Source organism: Microcoleus vaginatus FACHB-2002, from assembly GCF_040004035.1.
GTDB classification, from domain to species: Bacteria; Cyanobacteriota; Cyanobacteriia; order Cyanobacteriales; family Microcoleaceae; genus Microcoleus; species Microcoleus vaginatus_C.
In genome coordinates, this window is the sequence record NZ_JAMPLN010000012.1 from 77,204 (window position 1) to 98,073 (window position 20,870).

The window sequence follows — 20,870 nt, forward strand, 5'->3', positions numbered from 1 at the left end:
CGGCGCTTCCTCAATTGCCAGATCCCGCTTTCGATCGCTGACGAACCCTAATCTCTGCTTGCAGTGCCTGATTGACTTGGGCTAGTTTCATTGTCCGCTTCTGAACTTTGGCATTTAATACCTGATTCACTTTTGAGAGGGGGGCAACTTGTTATGGCATCTGGGCACATAATTCAGCTTGCGATCGGGCGACTCCCAAGTGATCGGCAATCTGGCGCCGAAACTCGATTTCCTCTGCTTCCGGCTTTAAATCCTGATCGGCCCGAATTGTACAGATGACATTAAATTATGATGTAAACTAGACATTACATTTTATAGGCGATCGCATTTAAGCATCGGTTTCAAAAATACTCTTAAGTACCTGATTAGCCTATTAAATTCCTCTTCTATCAACTGCTGTCGTTCAATCAGCATTAGCCTGCTTTATTTTCTACTGAGTCTTAACTCAAGTATAAACAGCTCTTACATAAAATCTTCCAATATTGTTTTAAACTGGCACTTTCATAAGTTGAGCCACAAAGTATATTAAGAAAAATGTACTTGACTGAATAGCACAGCCCAGCAAGCGAAAATAGTAAATAGTAACTCTAAGAAGCTTCGGGTTTGACAGAAGCAGTAGGAATACGTAGATATGATTAACATCACAAAACTTTTCCTAGGGTATGACATTAACGAGCAAATATACGCAGGAAATCGAACTCTAGTTTATCGTGGCATTCGCTCTTCAGATCAGCAGCCCGTAGTGATCAAACTACTGCGAAATGACTTTCCCAACTTCAACGAACTGCTTCACTTCCGTAACCAATACGTCATTGCTAAAAACTTAAATATCCCCGGCAGTGTCAAGGCATACAGCCTGGAGACTTACCATAACCATTATGCTCTGGTGATGGAAGACTTTGGGGGAATTTCCTTAAGTAGCTACCTCGCTAGTCTAGCAGCCGAGAGCAACGAGCCCCTAGAAGGCTTGCCCATTAACGAGTTTCTCCCAATTGCCATTCAAATTGCCAACTCGCTCGACGGACTGTATCGCCACCGAGTCATCCATAAAGACCTCAAACCAGCCAACATTCTAATTAACCCCACCAGCAAAGAAGTGAAGCTGATTGACTTCAGCATCGCTTCCCTGCTACCGCGCGAAACCCAAGAAATTCAAAATCCCAACCTCCTTGAAGGCACCTTACCTTACATATCTCCCGAACAAACTGGGCGAATGAACCGAGGCATTGATTACCGCACAGATTTCTACTCTCTGGGAGTCACATTCTACGAACTGCTGACGAGACAGTTGCCTTTCCAAACCGACGATCCGATAGAGTTAGTACACTGTCATTTAGCCCAGCAGCCTATCCCAGTCCATCACCTCAACAAAAGCGTTCCATTGGTGCTGTCTAAAATTGTTAGCAAACTGATGGCAAAGAATGCTGAAGATAGGTATCAAAGTGCCCTAGGACTCAAGTACGACTTAGAAACTTGTTTATTCCAGTGGCAAGAGACAGGGGCGCTCCCTAACTTTAAAATAGGGAAGCGAGATTTGTGCGATCGCTTCCTCATCCCAGAAAAATTATACGGTAGAGAAAGCGAAGTATTCTCCCTGCTAGCCGCCTTCGAGCGCGTGAGTGCCGGCAGCAGTGAAATGATGCTCGTTTCTGGTTTTTCTGGTATTGGTAAAACCGCTGTAGTCAACGAAGTTCACAAACCAATTGTGAGACAGCGAGGCTACTTTATCAAAGGTAAATTTGACCAATTTCAACGTACTCTTCCCTTTACAGTATTTGTCCAAGCTTTTCGCGATTTAATGGGACAACTGCTATCGGAAACCGATGCGAGAGTTGAACAATGGAAGTTGGAAATTTTGGCCGCCTTGGGCGAGAATGCTCAGGTAATCGTTGAAGTCATTCCTGAACTCGAACGTATTATCGGACAGCAAGCGCCAGTCCCCGAACTTTCTGGAAGTGCTGGTCAAAATCGCTTCAATTTGTTGTTTGAAAAATTCATTCAAGTCTTCACAACAAAAGACCATCCTTTAGTGATTTTCTTGGACGATTTGCAATGGGCAGACTCAGCATCGTTAAAATTAATTCAACTGCTGATGAGCGACGTTGATAACTGCTATCTCTTTTTAATTGGAGCTTATCGGGATAACGAAGTTTTTCCAGCACATCCATTGATGCTGACGTTAGCAGAGATTCAAAAAACTGACGCAAAGGTGAATACTATTACCTTAGCACCACTTGATAGAGCCGACGTAAATTGTTTAGTTGCCGATACTCTAGCTTGTTCTACAGCGTTGGCTCAGCCTTTGACAGAACTCGTTTATCATAAAACCCAAGGCAATCCATTTTTCAGCACACAATTCCTCAAATCTTTGCAGGAAGATGGGCTAATTGAATTTAATTTTGAATCTCGGTATTGGCAGTGCGATATTGCCCGAGTGCGAACCTTGGCACTAACAGATGATGTTGTAGAATTTATGGCACTTCAGTTGCGAAAGTTGCCAGCCCAGACACAGGAAGTTTTAAAGTTAGCTGCTTGTATTGGCAATCAGTTCGATTTGGCGACGTTAGCAATTGTTGATGAAAATTCGCCCGAAGAAACCGCATCGGCTTTATGGAAGGCACTACAAGACGGGCTAATTTTACCCATTAGCGAAGTTTATAAGTTTTATCAAGCAGAGGGAAATAGCGAATCGGTAATCGCTAATGTCAAGAAATCTGACCAATTACTAATTACCCAGGATCAATTACCCAAATATAATTTTTTACACGATCGCGTTCAACAAGCAGCCTATTCCCTCATTCCAGAAGACCAAAAGCAATCGACTCATTTAAAAATCGGTCAACTGTTATTACAGAATACACCAGAAGCCGAGCGAGAAGAAAGAATTTTTGATATTGTCAACCACTTGAATGTGGGAGTGGAGCTAATTACCGCCGAGGAAGAACGGGAGCAATTAGCACAATTGAATCTAGTTGCTGGAAAGAAAGCCAAAGCTGCTACAGCCTATTCTGCTGCGGTTGAATATTTGAACTCCGCAAGGGAATTACTGACAGCAAATAGCTGGGAGAGTCAGTATAAACTAACTTTGACGCTGCATGAGGAAGCAGCAGAAGTGGCTTATCTGAACGGCGATTTTGAAGAAATGGAGATATTAGCTATAAGAGTGTTGCAAAAAGCTATATCGCTGCTGGACAAAGTGAGGGTGTACGAAGTGCAAATGCAAGCTTATATGGGGCAGAATAAGCTACAAGAAGCACTAGGTATGGGGCTACAAGTGTTAAAGCTGCTCGGAATAGAGTTTCCCAACTCGCCAAACCAATCTGATATCGGACACGCGCTGACCCAAACCACTTCAATTTTGAGCGGAAAGCAAATTGAGAATTTAATCTATCTCCCTCAAATGACAGATCCGCATCAGCTAGCAACTATTAGGATTCTGTCAACTCTATTTTCCTCTGCCTACATAGCGCTGCCGTCTCTAGTGCCTTTAGTAATTTGCAAACAGGTCGATTTATCTGTCTTATATGGCAATGCTTCTGTATCTCCCCCAGCTTATGCTCAGTATGCTTATCTGCTATGTGCGATGGGAGATATAGATACAGGCTATCAGTTCGGTCAATTAGCTTTATCTTTGGTGTCGAAGTTAAATGCTAAAGCAATCGCTTCCAAGACGCAGTACATAGTTGCTGGTGGCGTTCAACATTGGAAAGAAAATCTCAAGAATACACTAGAACTTTTGCTTTCAGCATACTTTATTGGCCTGGAAACCGGAGAGTTAGAATTTGCGGGCTATACTATTAGCGTATATATTAATCACTCGTATTTTAGTGGTAAGCCATTAACGCAACTGGAACGAGAAATGGCAACATACTGGGAAGCAGTGCTGAAAATTAAGCAAGAGACACCGCTTCATTTTGTAGAAGTATTTTGGCAAGCTGCCTTAAACATGATGGGACGGGTGGAAAATCCCTGTCAGTTAAAGGGTGAAGTTTACGACGAAGATAAAATGCTGCCACTACACCAGCAAAGTAATAATGGAGTAGCGCTTCATTACTTCTACTTGAACAAGATTGTACTTTGTTATTTATTTGAGCATTACTCGGAAGCACTGGAAAACATCGAGCGAGTAGAAAGTTATTTGGGTGCAGCTACAGGACAGATAACTTTTGCTATCTTCTATTTCTATGATTCTCTGGTGTGGCTATCGGTATACTTGAATACTCCGTTTTCAGAGGCAAAGGAACTTCTTGACAGAGTACAAGCTAATCAAGAAAAAATGCAGAAATGGGCACATCATGCCCCCATGAATCATCTGCATAAATTCTATCTAGTAGAGGCAGAACGGCATCGGGTTTTAGGCGAAAAAATAGAAGCGGTCGAGATGTATGACAAGGCTATTGCGCTCGCTAAAGAAAACGAGTACATCAACGAAGAAGCTCTAGCTAACGAACTCGCTGCCAAATTCTATTTAGAATGGGGCAAAGAAAAACTGGCAAAACCCTATTTAATTGATGCTTACTATGCTTACGCTCGTTGGGGAGCCAAAGCAAAGATTGACCATTTAGAACAGCGCTACCCCGAATTGCTTGCTCCTATCCTGCAACCAGAGCGAACTTGCCAGCATCCGAGCGAAATGATTCACATCTCCAGCAATAGTGAATCGTCCCTATCTAACACGAATAAAACAATTATCGGTAGCACCAGCAGTTGGGGCTTAGTAGATTGGCCGACAGTTATCAAAGCTTTTCAAGCTCTTTCCAGTGAAATAGAACTAGAGCAATTGCTAACTACTTTGATGCAAGTAGTAGTGCAAAATGCCGGAGCACAAACCGGAGCATTAATTTTGGAGGAAGGTCGAAAGTGGAGAGTTGCCGTACACTGTACAAATCGCCAAGATTGTCACTTGGAATCACTTCTAGTTGAAGAAAGCGAAGCAATTCCTATGAGTATAATTAACTACGTTAAACGTACAAAAGAAATCCTGGTATTCGATCGTGCCAGCACTCAAACCACCTTCGCGGCAGATCCTTACATCATTGAGCACCAACCCAAGAGCGTTTTATGCACTCCCATTCTCCATCAAGGCAAAGTAATGGGGATTCTGTATCTAGAGAATAATCTCACAACGGGGGCGTTTACGCGCGATCGCGTCGCCATCCTCAATATCCTGTGCTCGCAAGCAGCAATTTCCTTACAGAACGCCCGACTTTATCAGCAATCCCAGGAATATGCCCAAAAACTAGAGCAGTCTATCCACGATCTCAAACAGATGCAGTTGCAATTGGTACAGGGTGAGAAAATGTCTGCTCTGGGAAATTTAGTCGCAGGTGTAGCCCACGAAATTAACAATCCCGTAGGGTTTATCGCCGGCAACTTGCAACCTGCTCAAGAATACGTGGGTGATTTATTCAATTTGATTGATTTGTATCAAGAAAAATTTCCCAATCCGGGAGGGGAAATTGAAGCAGAAATTGAGGATATGGACTTGGAGTATTTGCGAGAAGATTTGCCCAAATTGATTGGCTCAATGAAGGAAGGAGTCGAGCGCATTCGCAATATCAGTACGAGTTTGAGAACGTTTTCCAGGGCAGATAGCGATCGACCCGTTTCTTTCAATATTCATGATGGACTTGAAAGCACTCTGCTAATTCTCAAGCACCGTTTAAAAGCCAGCGAGTTCCGCCCTGCCATTGCAGTTGTAAAAGAGTATGGTAACTTGCCCCTAGTAAAATGCTTTCCCGGACAGTTGAACCAGGTATTTATGAATGTGCTGGCTAATGCCATTGACGCTCTGGAGGAGTCAAATAAGGAACGCAGTTTTAGTGAAATTAAAGCCTTACCTAATCAAATCACGGTTCAAACTGCTCTGAGCGAGGACAACAATCAGGTTCTGATTCGCATTAAGGATAATGGAGTGGGGATGTCAGCCGAAGTCAAGGAAAATATTTTTAACCACTTATTTACAACCAAGTCTGTGGGTCAAGGTACAGGATTAGGATTGTCTATAGCCCACCAAATTGTTGTGCAAAAACATGGAGGTACATTAGTCGTAAATTCTTCCCTCGGTCAGGGCTCGGAGTTTGTGATTTCTATTCCGGCGTGAGCAGTTCGTAGTAGGCTTTAGCGTAATTAGCGCAATTAGCGCCGCCTTGCAATTACCAGCCCCCTTATTAGAAGAAAGAGGGAATGGAGAACGGGGAACGAGCAAAAGACTAAGGGTTCTCTTGCTAGGAACTAGCGACCTATGGACTAGGGCGTCGGTTCAGTATTAGGAGTTGACAAAAAAAGGACTTTATGAAATTAGCCAGTCCATGAGTTCGACTTTATGCCTGGTGTAATTAGCCAAACCTTATCCATTCGAGCAAGGACGAGTTTGTCACTAAGAAACATAAATTTGATTTCCCCAAAATTCATCAGTACACTTATACATAGAAAATTATTGAGGATTGCTATAGTGGTAAATATCAGTCTAGTGGAGATGGTGAGGCTGAGGTATCTCAATTTAGTTAAAGAGTCTTGACAAGTAGAATAAATATTGTTTTTCAAATGTAACTAGAAGCGAGTACCCCTCTACTTCAATTCTTGGTATTCTATACATTTTATCTCTCAAACTGAATCGCAATATTGAACTTTATGTGAGTGAAAATATTGCTTGGCGGCGGGTGATGGCAAAAGTGGGAATGCAGTACAAACAGAAGGTGGATTGCTGGGGTGCAAACTAGATCCAGTCCGCGCTGAATCGCGGGGAGTCCAGAAGTATAGAATAGAGGTTGCGGAACCGGCACACCGCCCGATCGCTCGCCCCCAGCAATTTGTTACCCTAAAAATAGAATCTCCCCTCCCTCAACTCCCTCCCATGAACAACGCTTCTCCCCTGATTCAAACGATAACTCCAGAACGCTGGGCCGGGTTTAGTATGGACTTTATAGGGGCCGGTTACACGGGGCTGTTGGTCAAAAACGGCCGCGCCGTGCGTACCCTAAAATCCGGGCGGCATTTCAGCTTTGCCCTTCCCCTGCTGGAACAGTCTCAAATTGTCCTCGTAGACACCAAACTCCGCAATTTGGATGTACAGTCGCACGGAGATTTTTTGTCTAAGGATCGGTTTTTAATTGATGCTACTCTGACTGTTATTTATCAAGTTATAGATCCGAAACGAGTAGCTTTGGAATTGTCCGATCCTATAGCTGTTTTAGCAAGTGCAGTTAAGGATTGTATGGGATTAGCGATCGGGCAAATACCCCTACAACAGCTTATCAGTCAAGGACGGCTCTTGCTGCGCCAAAATTTGCTCGATCGCGTCCAAGATTTTTATACCCTAGGTTTTAACTTAGAAGACGTGCGAATTGGCGATGTCAGCTTTCCCGAAACCAACGGAGTTATTCGCCAAGTTGAGGGAATGAGTGCTCGACAGGAAGCAGAAAATGCCGCCGCCCTGCAAATGAGAATTGCCGAAGCAGGCCGTCCGATTGTTCCTCAATCTCCCGTACAGCAGTTAAACTTAATTTCAGGTAATTCTCCTGCGGGTCTTCCAGCTTCTGACACAGCAGCAGCGTTCGATCGAGATTTACAACAACTGACAGAACAACTTGCTCAAAACAGTCTCCCTCCTGGGAGAAATCCTCCCCAACTTGCACCAACGGTACTCGCAAGCAGCGATCGCAAAACAACCGCATATTTAATCTACAAACTTTCTGGAGAGGCGATCGCCCTAACAGCCAATCCCTTTACAATTGGACGCGAACCAACCAACACTTTAGTATTACAAGATCCGCAAAGTTCGCGCTACCACGCTCAAATCCGCCGGGCCACTGACGAACTTGGCAAACAGCGGTATCAGCTTGTCGATAGCGGCAGTTCCAACGGCACTTTTGTGGGTGGGCAGAGGCTGGCTGCTAACGAGCCTTTTTGGCTGCCAAATGGCTGCGAAATTGCGATCGGCGACCAAAAATGGATCTTTCAAAATTCGTGAGTGAGAGAGATGAAGATGTTTTTAAACAGCAGATAAACACAGATAAATCCCATCAGCGTTCATCTGGGTTTATCTGCTGACATCTGCGGTTAAAAAATCCCAATTTAAGTAGTTATATACAAGTAAAAAATACCGAATCTACCGTCAACAAGCGGAATCTTTATTTGACCGCAGATAAAAACAGATAAACGCAGATAAACACAGATAAATTCCATCGGCTTTCATCTGTCAGGTTTCTGTAGGGGCGTTGTCACGAGTCCCCGCCCTTCCGACACAGCTTGACAACTTCTCCCTCCCCAATTCCCTATACTCTCAGGTAGAAGTCTCTTGCCAACCCTAGGGGGGATATCTCCACAAGCATTTCGAGCGACAATTTGTCAAGATTGAAAATATAAGTAGAGGACAACCCCATGAACTTTTCTATACAATCTGTTTACAACTGGTACCGCGAAACCCTCCGCAACCCCAAATACCGCTGGTGGATTATTCTGGGAACGCTGGCATATTTGGTAAGCCCGATCGACATTGCCCCAGACTTTCTCCCCGTCGTCGGACAAATTGACGATGTGGCGATCGCAGTCTTGCTGATTTCCGAAGTTTCGCAAATGGCGATCGACTACTTTAAATCCCGCCAAACAGAGACAGCATCAGCATCCGAAGCCACCGGTGCCCATTATTCTGAAGCCCAAGGCAGCACCGTTGACGTAGATGCAGTTTCTGTAAAATAATTGCCAAAAATAATCGAGCGCTACAACCCCGACTTCTTCAAGAAATCGGGGTTTTTGTTTTTTAAATGCCAACTGCTCAGATCGTGCTCCAAAGCTGGTAATTTTAACTATGATCCATCTGTGCTAACAACAAATTTTTATAGATGAAGTTTAGCGAAATAGTACAAAAACTTAACTCAGCCACCAGTCGCACGCTCACAGCGTCGGTTGCTACCGATCCGGAAATTACAGGCGCGGCCCCTGTTGATGAAGCTGCACCCGGTACTATCAGTTATATAGAAGGTGCTAAATTTGCCGTTCATACAGCCACTACAAATGCTTCGGCTTTAATTTTACCCTTAGATGAAAGCCTCCAAGCTCAATGTGACGATCGCAACATTGCTTGGATTGCTGCTGCAGATCCGCGATTGCTGTTTGCTGAAACGATCGCCATTTTCTATCAACCGTTTCGCCCAGCATCCGAAATTCATCCCTCAGCCGTCGTTCACCCCTCAGCAGAAATTGGTGAAAATGTCTATATCGGCCCCAACGTCGTTATCCAAGCAAAAGTCAAAATTGGCAGCAACGTTTGCATTCATCCAAATGTCGTAATTTACCCAGATGCGGAAATAGGCGAAGGCACTGTTTTACACGCTAATTGTGTCATTCACGAACGTACTCGCATCGGGGCAAATTGCGTGATTCACAGCGGTGCGGCGATCGGCAGCGAAGGTTTTGGGTTCGTGCCGACAGCCACAGGATGGGTGAAAATGGAGCAGTCTGGCTGCACTGTATTAGAAGAGGGCGTTGAGGTTGGCTGCAACAGCACGATCGACAGGCCCGCTGTCGGAGAAACCCGCATCGGCCAGAATACAAAAATCGACAATTTAGTACACGTAGGTCATGGCTGTCAAGTAGGAAAAAATTGTGCGTTTGCTGCTCAAGTCGGCATGGCTGGGGGAGTAAAAATTGGCAACAATGTAATTTTGGCAGGTCAAGTAGGAATTGCTAATCAAGCCAAAATCGGAGATGGGGCGATCGCCACTGCTAAAGCCGGAATTCACAGCGACGTGGCCGCAGGTGCGATCGTGACGGGCGTTCCAGCAATTCCCCACAAACTATTTCTCAAAGCCGCAGCCGTCTACAACCGCTTGCCGGAAATGTACCAGTCTTTGAGGCAAATTCAGCGCAAGCTCGATCGGTAGTCATTAGTTATTAGTTAAGAATTAACAGTCAACAGCCAACAGCCAACAGTCAACAGTATTATAGTTGCAACCCCTTAAATGTGGAATAGCATAAACAACTTGCGACTGCTGTCGCCGTCAATACCAGCAATTGTCAAAATAATCTTGTTTTTTTCAACTTGGATTGTTGTGTGGCTTCCCGCAGCGATTGTGCTGGCGATCGCCCTCAAATGGCATCCACCCCAACCCCTGGGAAACAAAAAACTACCCTTACTAGCTTCTCTCTACGTGATTGTCCCCTTCATTTTATGGGCGACAAGTTGGATCGAAAACACATCTTTTGCCAATTGGGGTTGGGAGTGGCAACCCGCAGTTGTGATGTCATTACTGCGGGGATTAGGATTAGGAATAATCAGCTTAGTAATTTTATTCGGTCTGCAATTAACCGCAGGCTGGATCGATCTAAAAAAAAGCGAGACTTCCACCGAAACAGGCGAAAAAAAAATTAAATTTTGGACTTTAATCGTTAACCCTGCTAGTCTGCTGACTCTGTTATTAGGACTGTGGATAAGCGCCACAGAAGAGTTAATCTTTCGCGGCTGCTTGCAAACAATCCTCCAGCAAGATTACTCAATGCTAATCGCAGCAGCGATCGCCAGTTTCATTTTCGCGATCGCCCACCTAATTTGGGCCGCAAAAGAAACTCTACCGCAACTGCCAGGATTGTGGCTGATGGGGATGGTTTTAACATTAGCCCGCATCGCCGACAATGGCAGTTTAGGATTGGCGATCGGCATTCACGCAGCTTGGATTTGGGGTATAACTACCGTAGATACAGAAGGCGCAATTAATCCGACAGGCCGCGCACCCGAATGGATTACAGGAATAGCAGCGAAACCGCTAGCAGGTGCAGTCGGCATTTTATTACTACTAGCAACCGCAACCTTACTCTTCCTGACTCAAATCAGCGTTAATCAGCGCTAATCAGCTTAAATCAGCGGTAAAAATTCCGACATTAATTCAAGTGTCGATCGATCGTCACAATCGAAACTGGCCGCAACGCATCAAAACGAGTTGAATTCCCCCCAGCCACAGAACGCGATAACTGCACTTGCACGATTCGGTAACTCCAGTGCGGTTCCCGGCGCACCCGATCGCCCATCCAGCTCAAAACAGTAGCAATATCCTCAAAAGCATCCAAAGCCAGCACGATCGAGCCTCCAGGGAGCAGCCGCAGCGCGCAAACGCCCAAAATTTTAGTCAACCCTCCGCCACTGCCGCCAATAAAAATCCGGTGCGGAGGACGCAAGCGGTGCAAGATTTCCGGGGCGGTTCCGTTAATCGAAAACACATTTTGCAGCCCAAAACGGCCATAGTTGAACTCGATCGCAGAAGTACCAGAAACCGTTTTTTCGATCGCATACACCTCAGACTGCGGGAATAAACGAGCAATTTCGATCGACACAGAACCATTACCAGCACCCACATCCCAAACAACTTGTCCCGGTTGCAAAGCCAATTGTGCCAGCACCAACACCCGCACTTCCCGTTCAACCGTCAAACCCGGCTTATCGCCACAACCGATAAAAGCTGCATCCGGTATTCCCAACAAAGGCAACTTTTCCAAATCCAAAGGTTCTGGCCCCGGCGGGGACTCCCGCAGCATCACAACCACGCTCAGCGGTGCAAAAGACTCTCCCAGCAAAGCTGACAGAGAACGCAGGCCCACCCGCTCGTCAGCAGCACCCAAATTCTCGCAAACCCAAAACTCGTAGCGTGTAGGCAAATCTAGAGCTTTGACCAAATTTGCCAGGGCCGCCGGAGTATGAGTTTCGTCGGCGAGTACCGCAATTTTCTCGACACCGAGTTTGAGTTTTGCCGTCAGTTCCTCAAAATAACGTCCTTGAGAGCCAACAAAATGAGCGTCTTGCCAAGGGATATGCAAGCGGTTAAAAGCCAACTGCACAGAACTGACATGGGGGTGAAAAGTCAATTTTTCTGGCGGCAATTGGGCAATTAACAACTTTCCCCAGCCGTAGAACAGCGGGTCACCGGCCACTAAAATTACGATCTGTCGATCGCGGGGTTCCACCGTCTCCCCAGAGGGATATAATTCGGGTTCAGTCGCCCACCAGCGCCGAATTTCCAGAATTGCTTCGGTCAAATCTTCCAACGCCCAGCGCTCTCCGTCGTGCTGGGGAAAATAGCTCAAATGGCGCTCGCTCCCTACTAATAGAGCGGCCATTTCTACAACGTGCCGCGCCGATTCGCTCAGCCCAGAAGCTCCATCTAAACCGATACCAACTACGTGTATTATCACTTTTTAAGCAAAAAGTAAAAAACCAGAATTACTGATTTTTCCTGGTTTTTCATAAATTTTTTCCTTGACTTTACTGTCAAACAAAAATAATTAAAGCATTTAATAGGCAATATCCTGACTCTTGTCACAGGGGAGAGGGGGAGAGGGGGCGAGAGAGTGGGAGAGTGGGAGATGGGGAGAGTGGGAGATGGAAAAAATCTTCACATCGATCCTCTTCCTTCTTTCCTCTTCCGTCTTCCCTCTTCCTTCTTCTCTCTTCCTTCGTTAAAACTCAAAAACAGGCCAGTCGGGTTGCCGGATGTAGGTAGCCATGTCCTCAAACTTCCGTAGTTCCACTCGGTTTACGGACAGTTCTTGCGGCGTGTCCAACCATTGCTCGTTTAACTCTGACAGCAAAGTGCACAAGCGCTCGCGGTCAAGGTTCGGCCCGATGTCCCCAAAATAACCCAGAGTAATGTGTGCCGTAAAATGATATTGCTGTTCAATTCCCAAAGCCATTAAATCGGGATTTTGATAGATCGATCGGCGAAACTCCAGAATTTGCTTGTAAGAGTTTTCGTCCGTCGGTGCCAAACAAACACCCACAGCCCTAGTCATCACCATCAACCCCAGCACTATCCAGCGAATGGGAGCACCGCCCGCTAAGGGTTTGCAGGCGGCAAAACGATCAGCCATGCGCGAGCGAAGTTGCTCCTCAAATTCGGGATTTTTATCAGAGGCATCTCGAAAAGCGCTGTTCCAAATCAAATCGGCTACGGTTAAATGGAAGCTATCAGGAGGCAGTGCAACGATCGCACCGTCCGCTATTTCCTGCAATAGCCGTTGTTGGATCGAATGCAAATTACTATAAAGTGCAGCATTTTCTGCATCTTCCCCAGCAGGCGGCGTAATCACCGAATAACCCGGAAAAGGTACAGGATCTCTGTGACCAGCTTCGTCCGGCTTAAATTTTGGAGATTCCTGAATGTGTTCCACCTGGGACTTGTAGGAGTCCAGCAGCGTCATTCGCGCCACCCGATTTACGTAAGCTTGATAAGTATCATCCAATCTTGATTTCCTCGCGGTGACATACTCCCACACCAAATTTTATATTATGGCGCGGGCTTCCAACAGCCCTATTCAGGATATGTTGGACAAGCCTCGCGTGCAACTGTATTTTTTTGGCTAGTGAGCGTTTTTCATGCAAATTTACCTGTTTTGGGGAGAAGACGACTTTGCGATGGCGCAGGCTGTGACAAGTTTGCGCCAAACAGTCCTCGACCCCAACTGGGCTAGTTTTAACTATGACAAAATTATTGCCGATTCCGCCGGAGCTGTGGTCGAAGGACTCGATCGAGCCTTAACGCCCCCCTTCGGTACCGGCAGCCGTTTTGTCTGGCTGGCAAATACGACTGTAACGCAGCAGTGCTCTCCTGAACTGTTAGCCCAATTGGAACGAACACTGCCAGTGATTCCCCCTACCACCGTGCTGCTGCTGACATCCGTCAAAAAACCCGACAGCCGGCTCAAGTCTACCAAGTTAATTTCCCAGTCCGCCCAAGTGCGGGAATTTTCACCGATTCCGCCTTGGAATGACAAAGAATTAGCCCAGCGGGTGCGCCAAGTCGCGGGCGAAATGAACGTAAAATTGACAGCCACAGCGATCGAACTTTTGGCCGAATCCATTGGCAGCGATACTAGACAGCTATACAGCGAACTGGAAAAATTGCGACTGTTTGCGGGCAACCGCAGCCAACCTCTGAACCCGGAGGAAGTGGCAGCACTGGTGCACTGTCACGCTCAAAATACCTTCCAGCTAGCCGATGCGATTCGCGAGGGCAATACCTCCGCCGCTTTGGATTTATTGGCAGGCTTAACAGGTCGCAGCGAGCCTGGTTTGAGGATTGTGGCTGGCTTGACTGGTAAGTTTCGGATTTGGCTGTGGGTAAAGGCGATGATCCAAGCGGGCGATCGCGATGATAAAATTGCTCAAGCTCTAGATCTCGGCAATCCGAAACGAGTATACTATTTTCGGCAAGAAGTCAAGAACGCCAGCTTAGAAAAACTGCAAAAAAGTTTGCCTTTGCTCCTAGAGTTAGAAGCTTCTTTAAAACGGGGCCGGGAAGAAAACTCAACCCTGCAAACCAAAGTTATAGAACTTTCTAGCTTGTTTCGCTGATGCGCGACAGAGCACAGGAGCGGCCCTTTACTGTAAATTTTTACAACAAATTTCGATAGTGGCTATGTGCTTGATGCCCACTCGCGGCCCAAAAGGTCAATAGATACTAGAAATACTCTCAGAATGCCAAAGTAGAAGTTAATGTGGTAAATAAATATTGTCCGCCGAATGCCGATCGGTTAATATTATTTGCCGGCTCTCCACCCCCCCCAAAAAAAGAGCGCTACCCATGACACAACAGAACCCGCGGGAACTGCTCAAGCAAGGCGATCCAAACGCGATCGCATCTAGCATCAACCGTACACTCAAACCCAAAGGCATCAACGCCGATGTGACGCGGGACAACGGCTGCCTCCACATAATTCTGGAGGCAGACAAAGTACCGGATCAAATGGTATTGGTCGATTTCATCCGCACCGGCATGACGAAGCTGGGACTCGAATCAATTCATACTGTAAAGGTTTACGGGCGTCGAACAGGTGACGGTGAGCCTGCGTGGGAAGATGAAATTGATCTGATGCCAGCCGATCCCATGCCTTACCCCTTGGATAGTGGAATGCCTGACGACTCTGTAGGTTTAGATGATGTCGAGCCCGAAGGCGGAGACTATTATCAAGAAGGAGAATTCGATCGAGATGACGACGAGGAAGACGAAGACGAAGACGAAGATCAAGCCCCGCCTCCGAAAAAACAATTTCCCAAATGGGTAATACCTGTGGGTATCTTAGTACCTCTGGCGGCGATCGCAGGGCTTTTCTTTACTAACACTTTCCCCTTCGGCGACTCTAACCCAGAACCGATAGCCCCCGAAGCTGCTTCCCCCTCCCCCCAACCCTCATCTCCCCCTTCCAAAGCCGCTGCATCCTCTCCAGCCGCATCTCCAGCCACCCCACAGGCAGCCTCCCCTGCACCAAAACCCGCTCCCACTGCTGCTGCGCCAGCAAGCCCAGGTCCAGCTTCTCCTGCACCAAAAGCCGCCGCGCCTAAGCCTGACTCTTGGAGGGAAGCCGTTAACACAGCTCAGAAGGCAGCAATTTCGGCCCAGACGGCTCAGTCTCAAAATGAGTGGATCGCAGTAGCAAGCGAGTGGCAGCAAGCGGTTAAGCTCATGAGAGCCGTACCGTCAACCAGCCCGAACTATCAAAAGGCTCAGCAAAAAGCGGCAGAGTATCAGGCTAATCTGATTGTTGCCAACCGCAGGGCGGCAGCAGCGCCTTAAGAGTTTTGAGTTTTGAGTTTTGAGTTGAATACTCGATGTGCTAAAAGTTAAAATTCAAAAGCTTTCAGTAAAAACAAGTTTTTTTACTGAAAGCTTTTTTACTGTTGACTTTTTTCAATTTTATTAAAATTTCATTTAAGCTGTCGCGTATTTAAATTGCATATTCTGGGCGGGCGGGATGCCTACGCACTCATTGTTTGATTGTTTTTTAACAGATAATTTAAATGCCGCAACAGCTTAAAAATGGTCAGAAAAAAGATAAACAGAATTATATTTGTGTCGGTTGTGGCAGACTATTTATAAATTGCTATCAACCTCATAAAGGTTACTCTTCAGAGGTCAAACTTGAATGTCTCAAAATGTATGTCAACGGTATGGGTTTTCGAGCAATTGAGAGAGTCAAAAATGTCCATCATACGACCATCATTAATTTGGTCAAACAAGTAGAAAAACTCTGAACAAATTTTTATGACGCAGAAACACCTCCCGAAGTGGGAAAATTAGATAAATTAGAAACATTTGTTGGCTCAAAAAAAAACTTGCTTGCACCTGGTTATGGGCATCAGTAGGTCATTTTAAACCAGGTATTCTAAGATGGGTTTTCGGCGACCGATCGTGCAAAAACCTTTGAACTACTATGGGGGATTGTTAATACATGGAAAGGCAATTTTTAGATGACAGATGGTAAAAAGTTTACCCGCAGTTTATTCCCGATGGATGTCTGATTATTAGCAAAAATTATATGATAATAGTGGAGGGTAAAAATACAAGATTAATGCACTCTTTAGGACGCATAAAATGAAAAACTATTTGTTATTTTAAATCGGAACAAATGCTAAGGTATTCAATTCCATTACTAATTCACTATCTAAAATTTGCAGATGTTCCCATTCCGTATCAAAATCAAAGAAATCATTCTCTGTGTCGGCGATCGCATTATAAGTTTATCATACCTTGATTCAGCAAAATCGGAATTACTTACCAAAAGCAAAGAAACCGGGTTTTTGACCGTTTCTGGGGGTGTAACGCGCCTTTTCAGCAAAAAAACCCGGTTTCTGACTACTCGTTCGTAAGCCTTATAAACGTAAAATATCGTTTACGGTTCTTGCTGAATGATTAAACCGCAGAGAACACAGAGGACACAGAGTCAGAGAAGGAGAGAGATGAATAATTTCGATGTCAATGGATTTGAGATCGGAACATTTATCATAGCAATCCGCGATAGCGAATAAACACCAACAGCACCGCCCACGATCCTAATGCGACTTTGACTGCAACCAGGATATTGAGCAAGGGGAGAATGCCACCGCTAAAAAGTGTGCCTAACTCTCCGTGCGGTAACTCATATCCTGACAGAGTGATAACGGACAATACAATGAAAACAAGTACCGAAACCTTCTCCAAAGTCGCGGCGTGCCAGCGCTGGTAGATTTCTTGCATCCACTGCGGTGATGAGGTAATCGCCACCAAGCCGATCGCAGTTCCCCCCGCTACACCCGCGGCAAAACCACCCCCTGGACTTAAATGCCCGCGAATTGCTAGTTCGATACCCACCAACGCCGCAATCGTCGCTCCCAATCGCGCCAAAAGAATCGATGGTTGATCGGTAAACTGATATATGGCGCAGGACGGCCTTTCATTGGCTAGCATAAAACTTGCACCCAAGATGGCGATCGTAAATACCACGACTTCAAAGATCGTGTCGTACAGCCGATTTCGCAAAATGATACCCGAAACCGCATTGGGTACTCCACTATCTTGAACAACCAATTCGACGATCGAACTTTGCTGCGATAAGTCCATTGTTGGATTGGCGATTAGCAGCATTTTGACAAACAGCGCTATACCTGATAAAAAGTAAACCCACTTCATCAATGCTTGTCCTCTGCGTCTGGTGTATTTACATAGGTTAGGATTGTCCCCGGTGATGAAAGTTCGGTTTGCATGATGTCGTAGACACGCCGAACTCTGATTGCGGTGTTATAAAGTTGCGCTTCGCCGCTGTGTTCCAATTGGCTTTGTGGCGCACAAGCTGCATGAACTTCTTTTTCCCTCAGCGCCCGCTGCAATGCCTGTGTAGTCGCATAGGGAACGAGTTCCAGGCGCATATGGCGTTTCTGAAAAACTGTGCGGATGTCATCTATCAGTTGCTTAAAATGACCTGCGGTTTTGTCGTTTGGTATAGCATCGCCCTCTGTCCCCTCTTCGATTACACCCAGACGCAGCACGAGGGATGAACGCACCGTCACTGCATAAAGTGTAATCGCCAGCAGGGTGCCCATCAAGGCTTCGGTCAATGCCACATCCGCCGCGCCTAAAATCGCGTATACCAAGGCGGCGATCGCTCCCAATACCCCCCGCAGTACCAATGCGTGGTATGGATTGACCTGAAATACCACCATACAAGCAGCTAAGGGTAGCAGAGCGACGAGGACATAAATGTAGCTATTATCGTTCATAGTTACTCCCTGTTTTGGAACAATAGGCCAACACATATCCCAGCATTGTGTTCCAGATTGCTAAGCAAATGAGCGCCAGAATCAGCAGGGGCCATTTACTGGGTATTTTCAGCAGCAATCCGACGACGATCAACATTGAACCAAGCGTATCTGCTACCGAAAGACTGTGCAGTTTATACAAAACCGATCGCTTCCCAAGTAGGTAAGAAGTACCCCAAAACCAGAAAAAAATCCCTATACCGATGCAGGTATAGCTCAATACATCTATTACGATCATGCTTCACTGATACGTTTGATTATATGTGCCAACAACATCAATCCAGCATTACCCACACTGAGGATAATCGCCGCCACCACACCGATCATCCAATCATCGCGCCAGACTGATATGACAAGAGCGATGATTGCCGTCTTCGTCGAAATACTGGCAAACGCCAACATTGTCTGCCAGATATCATGATCTTTCCATACCTCGTACATGGGTATGAGCAGAGCCAAAATCATGGCAATTAGGATTAAGTTGTTTAAGTTGTTCAATTATGTGATCTCCTGATTTTTTCTTACTTATCTCAATCGAAATTATTCCTTTCTCTCTTCTCTGACTCTGCGTCAATATCGTCATCTGCGATTAAATCATTCAGCAACCAAATTGAACTAGGTGTTTGATGTCCGTCGAACCCGGTGTACTTCGTAAAAACCATCTTCGTGGTATTTTACGACAATAGTTTTAGGTGTAAAAGTGATCAGCAATACATCTAGGAAGATCAGCAGGGGCGATCGATGATTTGGCACTTTTTCCATGATCACATCTTCGTGCCTATGGGGACGGAGGATAAGTTCAAATGCTTCTAAATAAGCTATCGGAATCGCCATGAAGATTTTACCCAACACCCCCAACCATTCCCTCAAAGGTTCCGAGGGTGCGTAGCTGCGCGGCAACAGGGCAGCAATGATGATTCCGATCGCAATATTTGCCAAACTAAAATCGGCAGTAAGTAGAAACCAGATCGTCAGTCTTAATATTAGCTGTCCAATCATTTTGGTAATGCCATCCAGAATAGTAGGAGCGAAATCAAGCTCATAAAACCGACCAAATGATCGAATTCTTCAAGCATACGTGGCAGTTTGATTGCCGTGCGTTGAAAAATTAGAAAATAGGCTAACCAACCAACGCCGAGGATGGCGATCGCCTTAAGCATATTTTCCAGCGTATAAGCCTGAAGATCAAAAGCATTGGCTCCAATCAGCCCAGCTAGCAACAGCAAAACCGCAGGCCAAAAACCGGGTTTGACTGCTGTTTGTCCGCCACGGGGTAGAAAGATGAATTTAGCAAAAGAGATTGCTGTTCCGACTGCTGCGACATTCATCCCGATCGCTTGCCAGGAACCCAAATTCTTCACCGTTAACGTCTTTGCCCCAAAGCCAACCAACATGGGAAAGCCAGAGATTGATAAGCTAGCTATGACTAAGGCAATCCAGATCTTGGTATCGATCGGCTTCTGTTTCAATTCTTTCAGATTGCGACTCGGTAACGATCCTGCAATCAGAAACAGCGACGATTTGACCAAACCGTGTGCCAGCGCATAAAACCCACCCACAGACGGTGCAGCGAGGATAAAGCCCAACTGCGAAACCGTGTGAAAAGCCAACATCCGTTTGCTATCTTTTTCTAAAACGGCATAGAACACCCCCAGCAGCGCCGTCCCGACGCCAAAGATTTGGACGATGGGTGCCACCTCCTCCACCATCAGCGCACAGCGCACGAGGGGATATACCCCGGCTTTAACGACAATTCCTGACAGCAAAGCCGACACTGGCGTTTCTGATTCCGAGTGAGTTAACGGTAGCCATAACCCCGATACAAACACACCTCCCTTAACCAAGAGTCCCATAAAGATCAGAGCGATCGCCTCTGGGGGCGCTGCACCCAAGCCGGCAAAACTAAACGAATTACTTGCCTTATAAACCAGCACGGCACCTACGAGATAAAACAGCATTGCCGTGTTGCTAATAAATAGATAGCGCAAGGCTACCCAAATCGAGCGATCGGTGCGAGGATAGGCAATCAAGAGAAACGCCGCAATGCCGCTGACCTCTAACCCTACATATAAACTGATAAAGTCCGTAGAGGCAAAGGCCGCATTCAGGCTGCCGTGTACCATCAGAATCTGTGCATAAAAAAATGCCGTCTTATCTGTGGGCCAACAGTAGATAATCACCGCGGCTGTGACTAAGGCATTGGTTAAGATGAAAAAGCCGCTCAAGCGATCGACTAGCAAAGTAACACTGAAATTATCCAGTAATTCCAGCGTCACCGCTGACGGGATAGCAAAAAGCAGGAACGCATAGGCAGCAGATACGAGCGCTCCGAATATTGCCAGATACTTGTCAAGCTTCGGAATCAAATAAATACTAAACCCGACAAAAAACGGGAGTCCAATCCAGGCTAGCGTCAGGGTATTCATGGGGTATTATTCATCTCGATTTCGTTACTTTCTAATGTCGGATTATCTCGTGCCAGCTTCATCACACTGACCAGCATTAAAGCCTGAATCGAAAAGCCGATCACGATCGCCGTTAAGATCACCGCCTGGGGCACCGGATCGGCGTAAGCGACATTTTTCCCCTTTGAAATAATTGGTGTCAGCCAGCCTTCTCGCGATGCCACCACCACGTAATAGGCTATAACCCCTGTACTCATGACATCCATACAGACGATTTTCATGATCAGGTTCTTTTTAAAGATGATACCAAAAAATCCGCAAAATACTGTTGCCAATACCAATGCTTCTAACATGGAAATTGCTTGTTGGATAAGGGGTTTTGGTTATTATATTTGAATAAACGTATA

16 protein-coding genes and 1 pseudogene are annotated in these 20,870 nt (G+C 45.9%); 8 read left to right on the forward strand and 9 right to left on the reverse strand.

From position 1 onward, the window contains the following. The first annotated feature begins 631 nt into the window (after positions 1 to 631). From NDI35_RS12725 to NDI35_RS12745, 5 genes are all read left to right on the forward strand, one after another. Positions 632 to 6,103 carry a trifunctional serine/threonine-protein kinase/ATP-binding protein/sensor histidine kinase gene (locus NDI35_RS12725; protein WP_445313053.1) on the forward strand — a complete coding sequence of 1,824 codons (5,472 nt, stop codon included), beginning with the start codon at positions 632 to 634 and terminating at the stop codon, positions 6,101 to 6,103. Positions 6,104 to 6,652: 549 nt separating this feature from the next. Beyond that, the gene (locus NDI35_RS12730) at positions 6,653 to 7,972 is read left to right on the forward strand and encodes an SPFH domain-containing protein (protein WP_445313054.1); all 1,320 of its coding nucleotides are present in this window, start codon (positions 6,653 to 6,655) and stop codon (positions 7,970 to 7,972) included. A gap of 410 nt (positions 7,973 to 8,382) precedes the next feature. Continuing rightward, positions 8,383 to 8,700 carry a YkvA family protein gene (locus NDI35_RS12735; protein ID WP_006634099.1) on the forward strand — a complete coding sequence of 106 codons (318 nt, stop codon included), beginning with the start codon at positions 8,383 to 8,385 and terminating at the stop codon, positions 8,698 to 8,700. A gap of 143 nt (positions 8,701 to 8,843) precedes the next feature. Further along, complete coding sequence (gene lpxD, locus NDI35_RS12740; RefSeq protein WP_445313055.1) at positions 8,844 to 9,884, forward strand: UDP-3-O-(3-hydroxymyristoyl)glucosamine N-acyltransferase; 1,041 nt, start codon at positions 8,844 to 8,846, stop codon at positions 9,882 to 9,884. Between the two features lie 78 nt (positions 9,885 to 9,962). Beyond that, positions 9,963 to 10,847: a CPBP family glutamic-type intramembrane protease gene (locus NDI35_RS12745; protein WP_445313056.1), complete on the forward strand. Its 885-nt coding sequence runs from the start codon at positions 9,963 to 9,965 to the stop codon at positions 10,845 to 10,847. Positions 10,848 to 10,878: 31 nt separating this feature from the next. Here NDI35_RS12745 and cbiE read toward each other — a convergent pair whose 3' ends face one another. Next, positions 10,879 to 12,183: a precorrin-6y C5,15-methyltransferase (decarboxylating) subunit CbiE gene (cbiE, locus tag NDI35_RS12750; protein ID WP_445313057.1), complete on the reverse strand. Its 1,305-nt coding sequence runs from the start codon at positions 12,181 to 12,183 to the stop codon at positions 10,879 to 10,881. Between the two features lie 264 nt (positions 12,184 to 12,447). Next, complete coding sequence (locus tag NDI35_RS12755) at positions 12,448 to 13,188, reverse strand: DUF1868 domain-containing protein (protein ID WP_445313116.1); 741 nt, start codon at positions 13,186 to 13,188, stop codon at positions 12,448 to 12,450. 175 nt (positions 13,189 to 13,363) lie between these two features. Here NDI35_RS12755 and holA point away from each other — a divergent pair, with 175 nt between their 5' ends. From holA to NDI35_RS12770, 3 genes and pseudogenes are all read left to right on the forward strand, one after another. After that, positions 13,364 to 14,341, forward strand: a complete 978-nt coding sequence (holA, locus tag NDI35_RS12760) for a DNA polymerase III subunit delta (protein ID WP_445313058.1) — start codon at positions 13,364 to 13,366, stop codon at positions 14,339 to 14,341. A gap of 229 nt (positions 14,342 to 14,570) precedes the next feature. Next, a complete protein-coding gene (locus NDI35_RS12765; RefSeq protein ID WP_445313059.1) occupies positions 14,571 to 15,560 on the forward strand; it encodes a hypothetical protein in 990 nt (329 codons plus the stop codon). Between the two features lie 224 nt (positions 15,561 to 15,784). Then, positions 15,785 to 16,518, forward strand: a pseudogene (locus NDI35_RS12770) (IS1 family transposase). A gap of 248 nt (positions 16,519 to 16,766) precedes the next feature. On the opposite strand, the gene NDI35_RS12775 reads toward NDI35_RS12770, so the two are convergent. From NDI35_RS12775 to NDI35_RS12805, 7 genes are all read right to left on the reverse strand, one after another. Continuing rightward, entirely contained in the window at positions 16,767 to 17,432 is a 666-nt protein-coding gene (locus tag NDI35_RS12775; RefSeq protein WP_445313060.1) for a Na(+)/H(+) antiporter subunit B, read from the reverse strand. Next, entirely contained in the window at positions 17,432 to 18,019 is a 588-nt protein-coding gene (locus NDI35_RS12780; protein ID WP_445313061.1) for a DUF4040 domain-containing protein, read from the reverse strand. The genes NDI35_RS12775 and NDI35_RS12780 overlap by 1 nt, the downstream gene beginning before the upstream one ends. Next, positions 18,009 to 18,296, reverse strand: a complete 288-nt coding sequence (locus NDI35_RS12785) for a monovalent cation/H(+) antiporter subunit G (protein ID WP_445313062.1) — start codon at positions 18,294 to 18,296, stop codon at positions 18,009 to 18,011. The genes NDI35_RS12780 and NDI35_RS12785 overlap by 11 nt, the downstream gene beginning before the upstream one ends. After that, a complete protein-coding gene (locus tag NDI35_RS12790) occupies positions 18,293 to 18,523 on the reverse strand; it encodes a hypothetical protein (RefSeq protein ID WP_333294936.1) in 231 nt (76 codons plus the stop codon). Before NDI35_RS12790 ends, NDI35_RS12785 begins: the two co-directional genes overlap by 4 nt. Before the next feature lie 150 nt (positions 18,524 to 18,673). Next, positions 18,674 to 19,057: a Na+/H+ antiporter subunit E gene (locus NDI35_RS12795; protein ID WP_445313063.1), complete on the reverse strand. Its 384-nt coding sequence runs from the start codon at positions 19,055 to 19,057 to the stop codon at positions 18,674 to 18,676. Beyond that, positions 19,054 to 20,484, reverse strand: a complete 1,431-nt coding sequence (locus NDI35_RS12800) for a cation:proton antiporter (protein WP_445313064.1) — start codon at positions 20,482 to 20,484, stop codon at positions 19,054 to 19,056. Before NDI35_RS12800 ends, NDI35_RS12795 begins: the two co-directional genes overlap by 4 nt. Continuing rightward, a complete protein-coding gene (locus tag NDI35_RS12805; protein ID WP_015176833.1) occupies positions 20,481 to 20,816 on the reverse strand; it encodes a cation:proton antiporter subunit C in 336 nt (111 codons plus the stop codon). The genes NDI35_RS12800 and NDI35_RS12805 overlap by 4 nt, the downstream gene beginning before the upstream one ends. Between the last annotated feature and the right edge of the window lie 54 nt (positions 20,817 to 20,870).

Bases quoted from the DNA above. Each gene is read 5' to 3' on its own strand.
- NDI35_RS12800 (WP_445313064.1), bottom strand. From the start codon at position 20,484: ATGAATACCCTGACGCTAGCCTGGATTGGACTCCCGTTTTTTGTCGGG.
- NDI35_RS12795 (WP_445313063.1), bottom strand. From the start codon at position 19,057: ATGATTGGACAGCTAATATTAAGACTGACGATCTGGTTTCTACTTACT.
- NDI35_RS12755 (WP_445313116.1), bottom strand. From the start codon at position 13,188: ATGACGCTGCTGGACTCCTACAAGTCCCAGGTGGAACACATTCAGGAA.
- lpxD (WP_445313055.1), top strand. From the start codon at position 8,844: ATGAAGTTTAGCGAAATAGTACAAAAACTTAACTCAGCCACCAGTCGC.
- NDI35_RS12805 (WP_015176833.1), bottom strand. From the start codon at position 20,816: ATGTTAGAAGCATTGGTATTGGCAACAGTATTTTGCGGATTTTTTGGT.
- NDI35_RS12765 (WP_445313059.1), top strand. From the start codon at position 14,571: ATGACACAACAGAACCCGCGGGAACTGCTCAAGCAAGGCGATCCAAAC.
- holA (WP_445313058.1), top strand. From the start codon at position 13,364: ATGCAAATTTACCTGTTTTGGGGAGAAGACGACTTTGCGATGGCGCAG.
- NDI35_RS12785 (WP_445313062.1), bottom strand. From the start codon at position 18,296: ATGATCGTAATAGATGTATTGAGCTATACCTGCATCGGTATAGGGATT.
- NDI35_RS12745 (WP_445313056.1), top strand. From the start codon at position 9,963: ATGTGGAATAGCATAAACAACTTGCGACTGCTGTCGCCGTCAATACCA.
- NDI35_RS12725 (WP_445313053.1), top strand. From the start codon at position 632: ATGATTAACATCACAAAACTTTTCCTAGGGTATGACATTAACGAGCAA.
- NDI35_RS12790 (WP_333294936.1), bottom strand. From the start codon at position 18,523: ATGATTTTGGCTCTGCTCATACCCATGTACGAGGTATGGAAAGATCAT.
- NDI35_RS12735 (WP_006634099.1), top strand. From the start codon at position 8,383: ATGAACTTTTCTATACAATCTGTTTACAACTGGTACCGCGAAACCCTC.
- NDI35_RS12780 (WP_445313061.1), bottom strand. From the start codon at position 18,019: ATGAACGATAATAGCTACATTTATGTCCTCGTCGCTCTGCTACCCTTA.
- NDI35_RS12775 (WP_445313060.1), bottom strand. From the start codon at position 17,432: ATGAAGTGGGTTTACTTTTTATCAGGTATAGCGCTGTTTGTCAAAATG.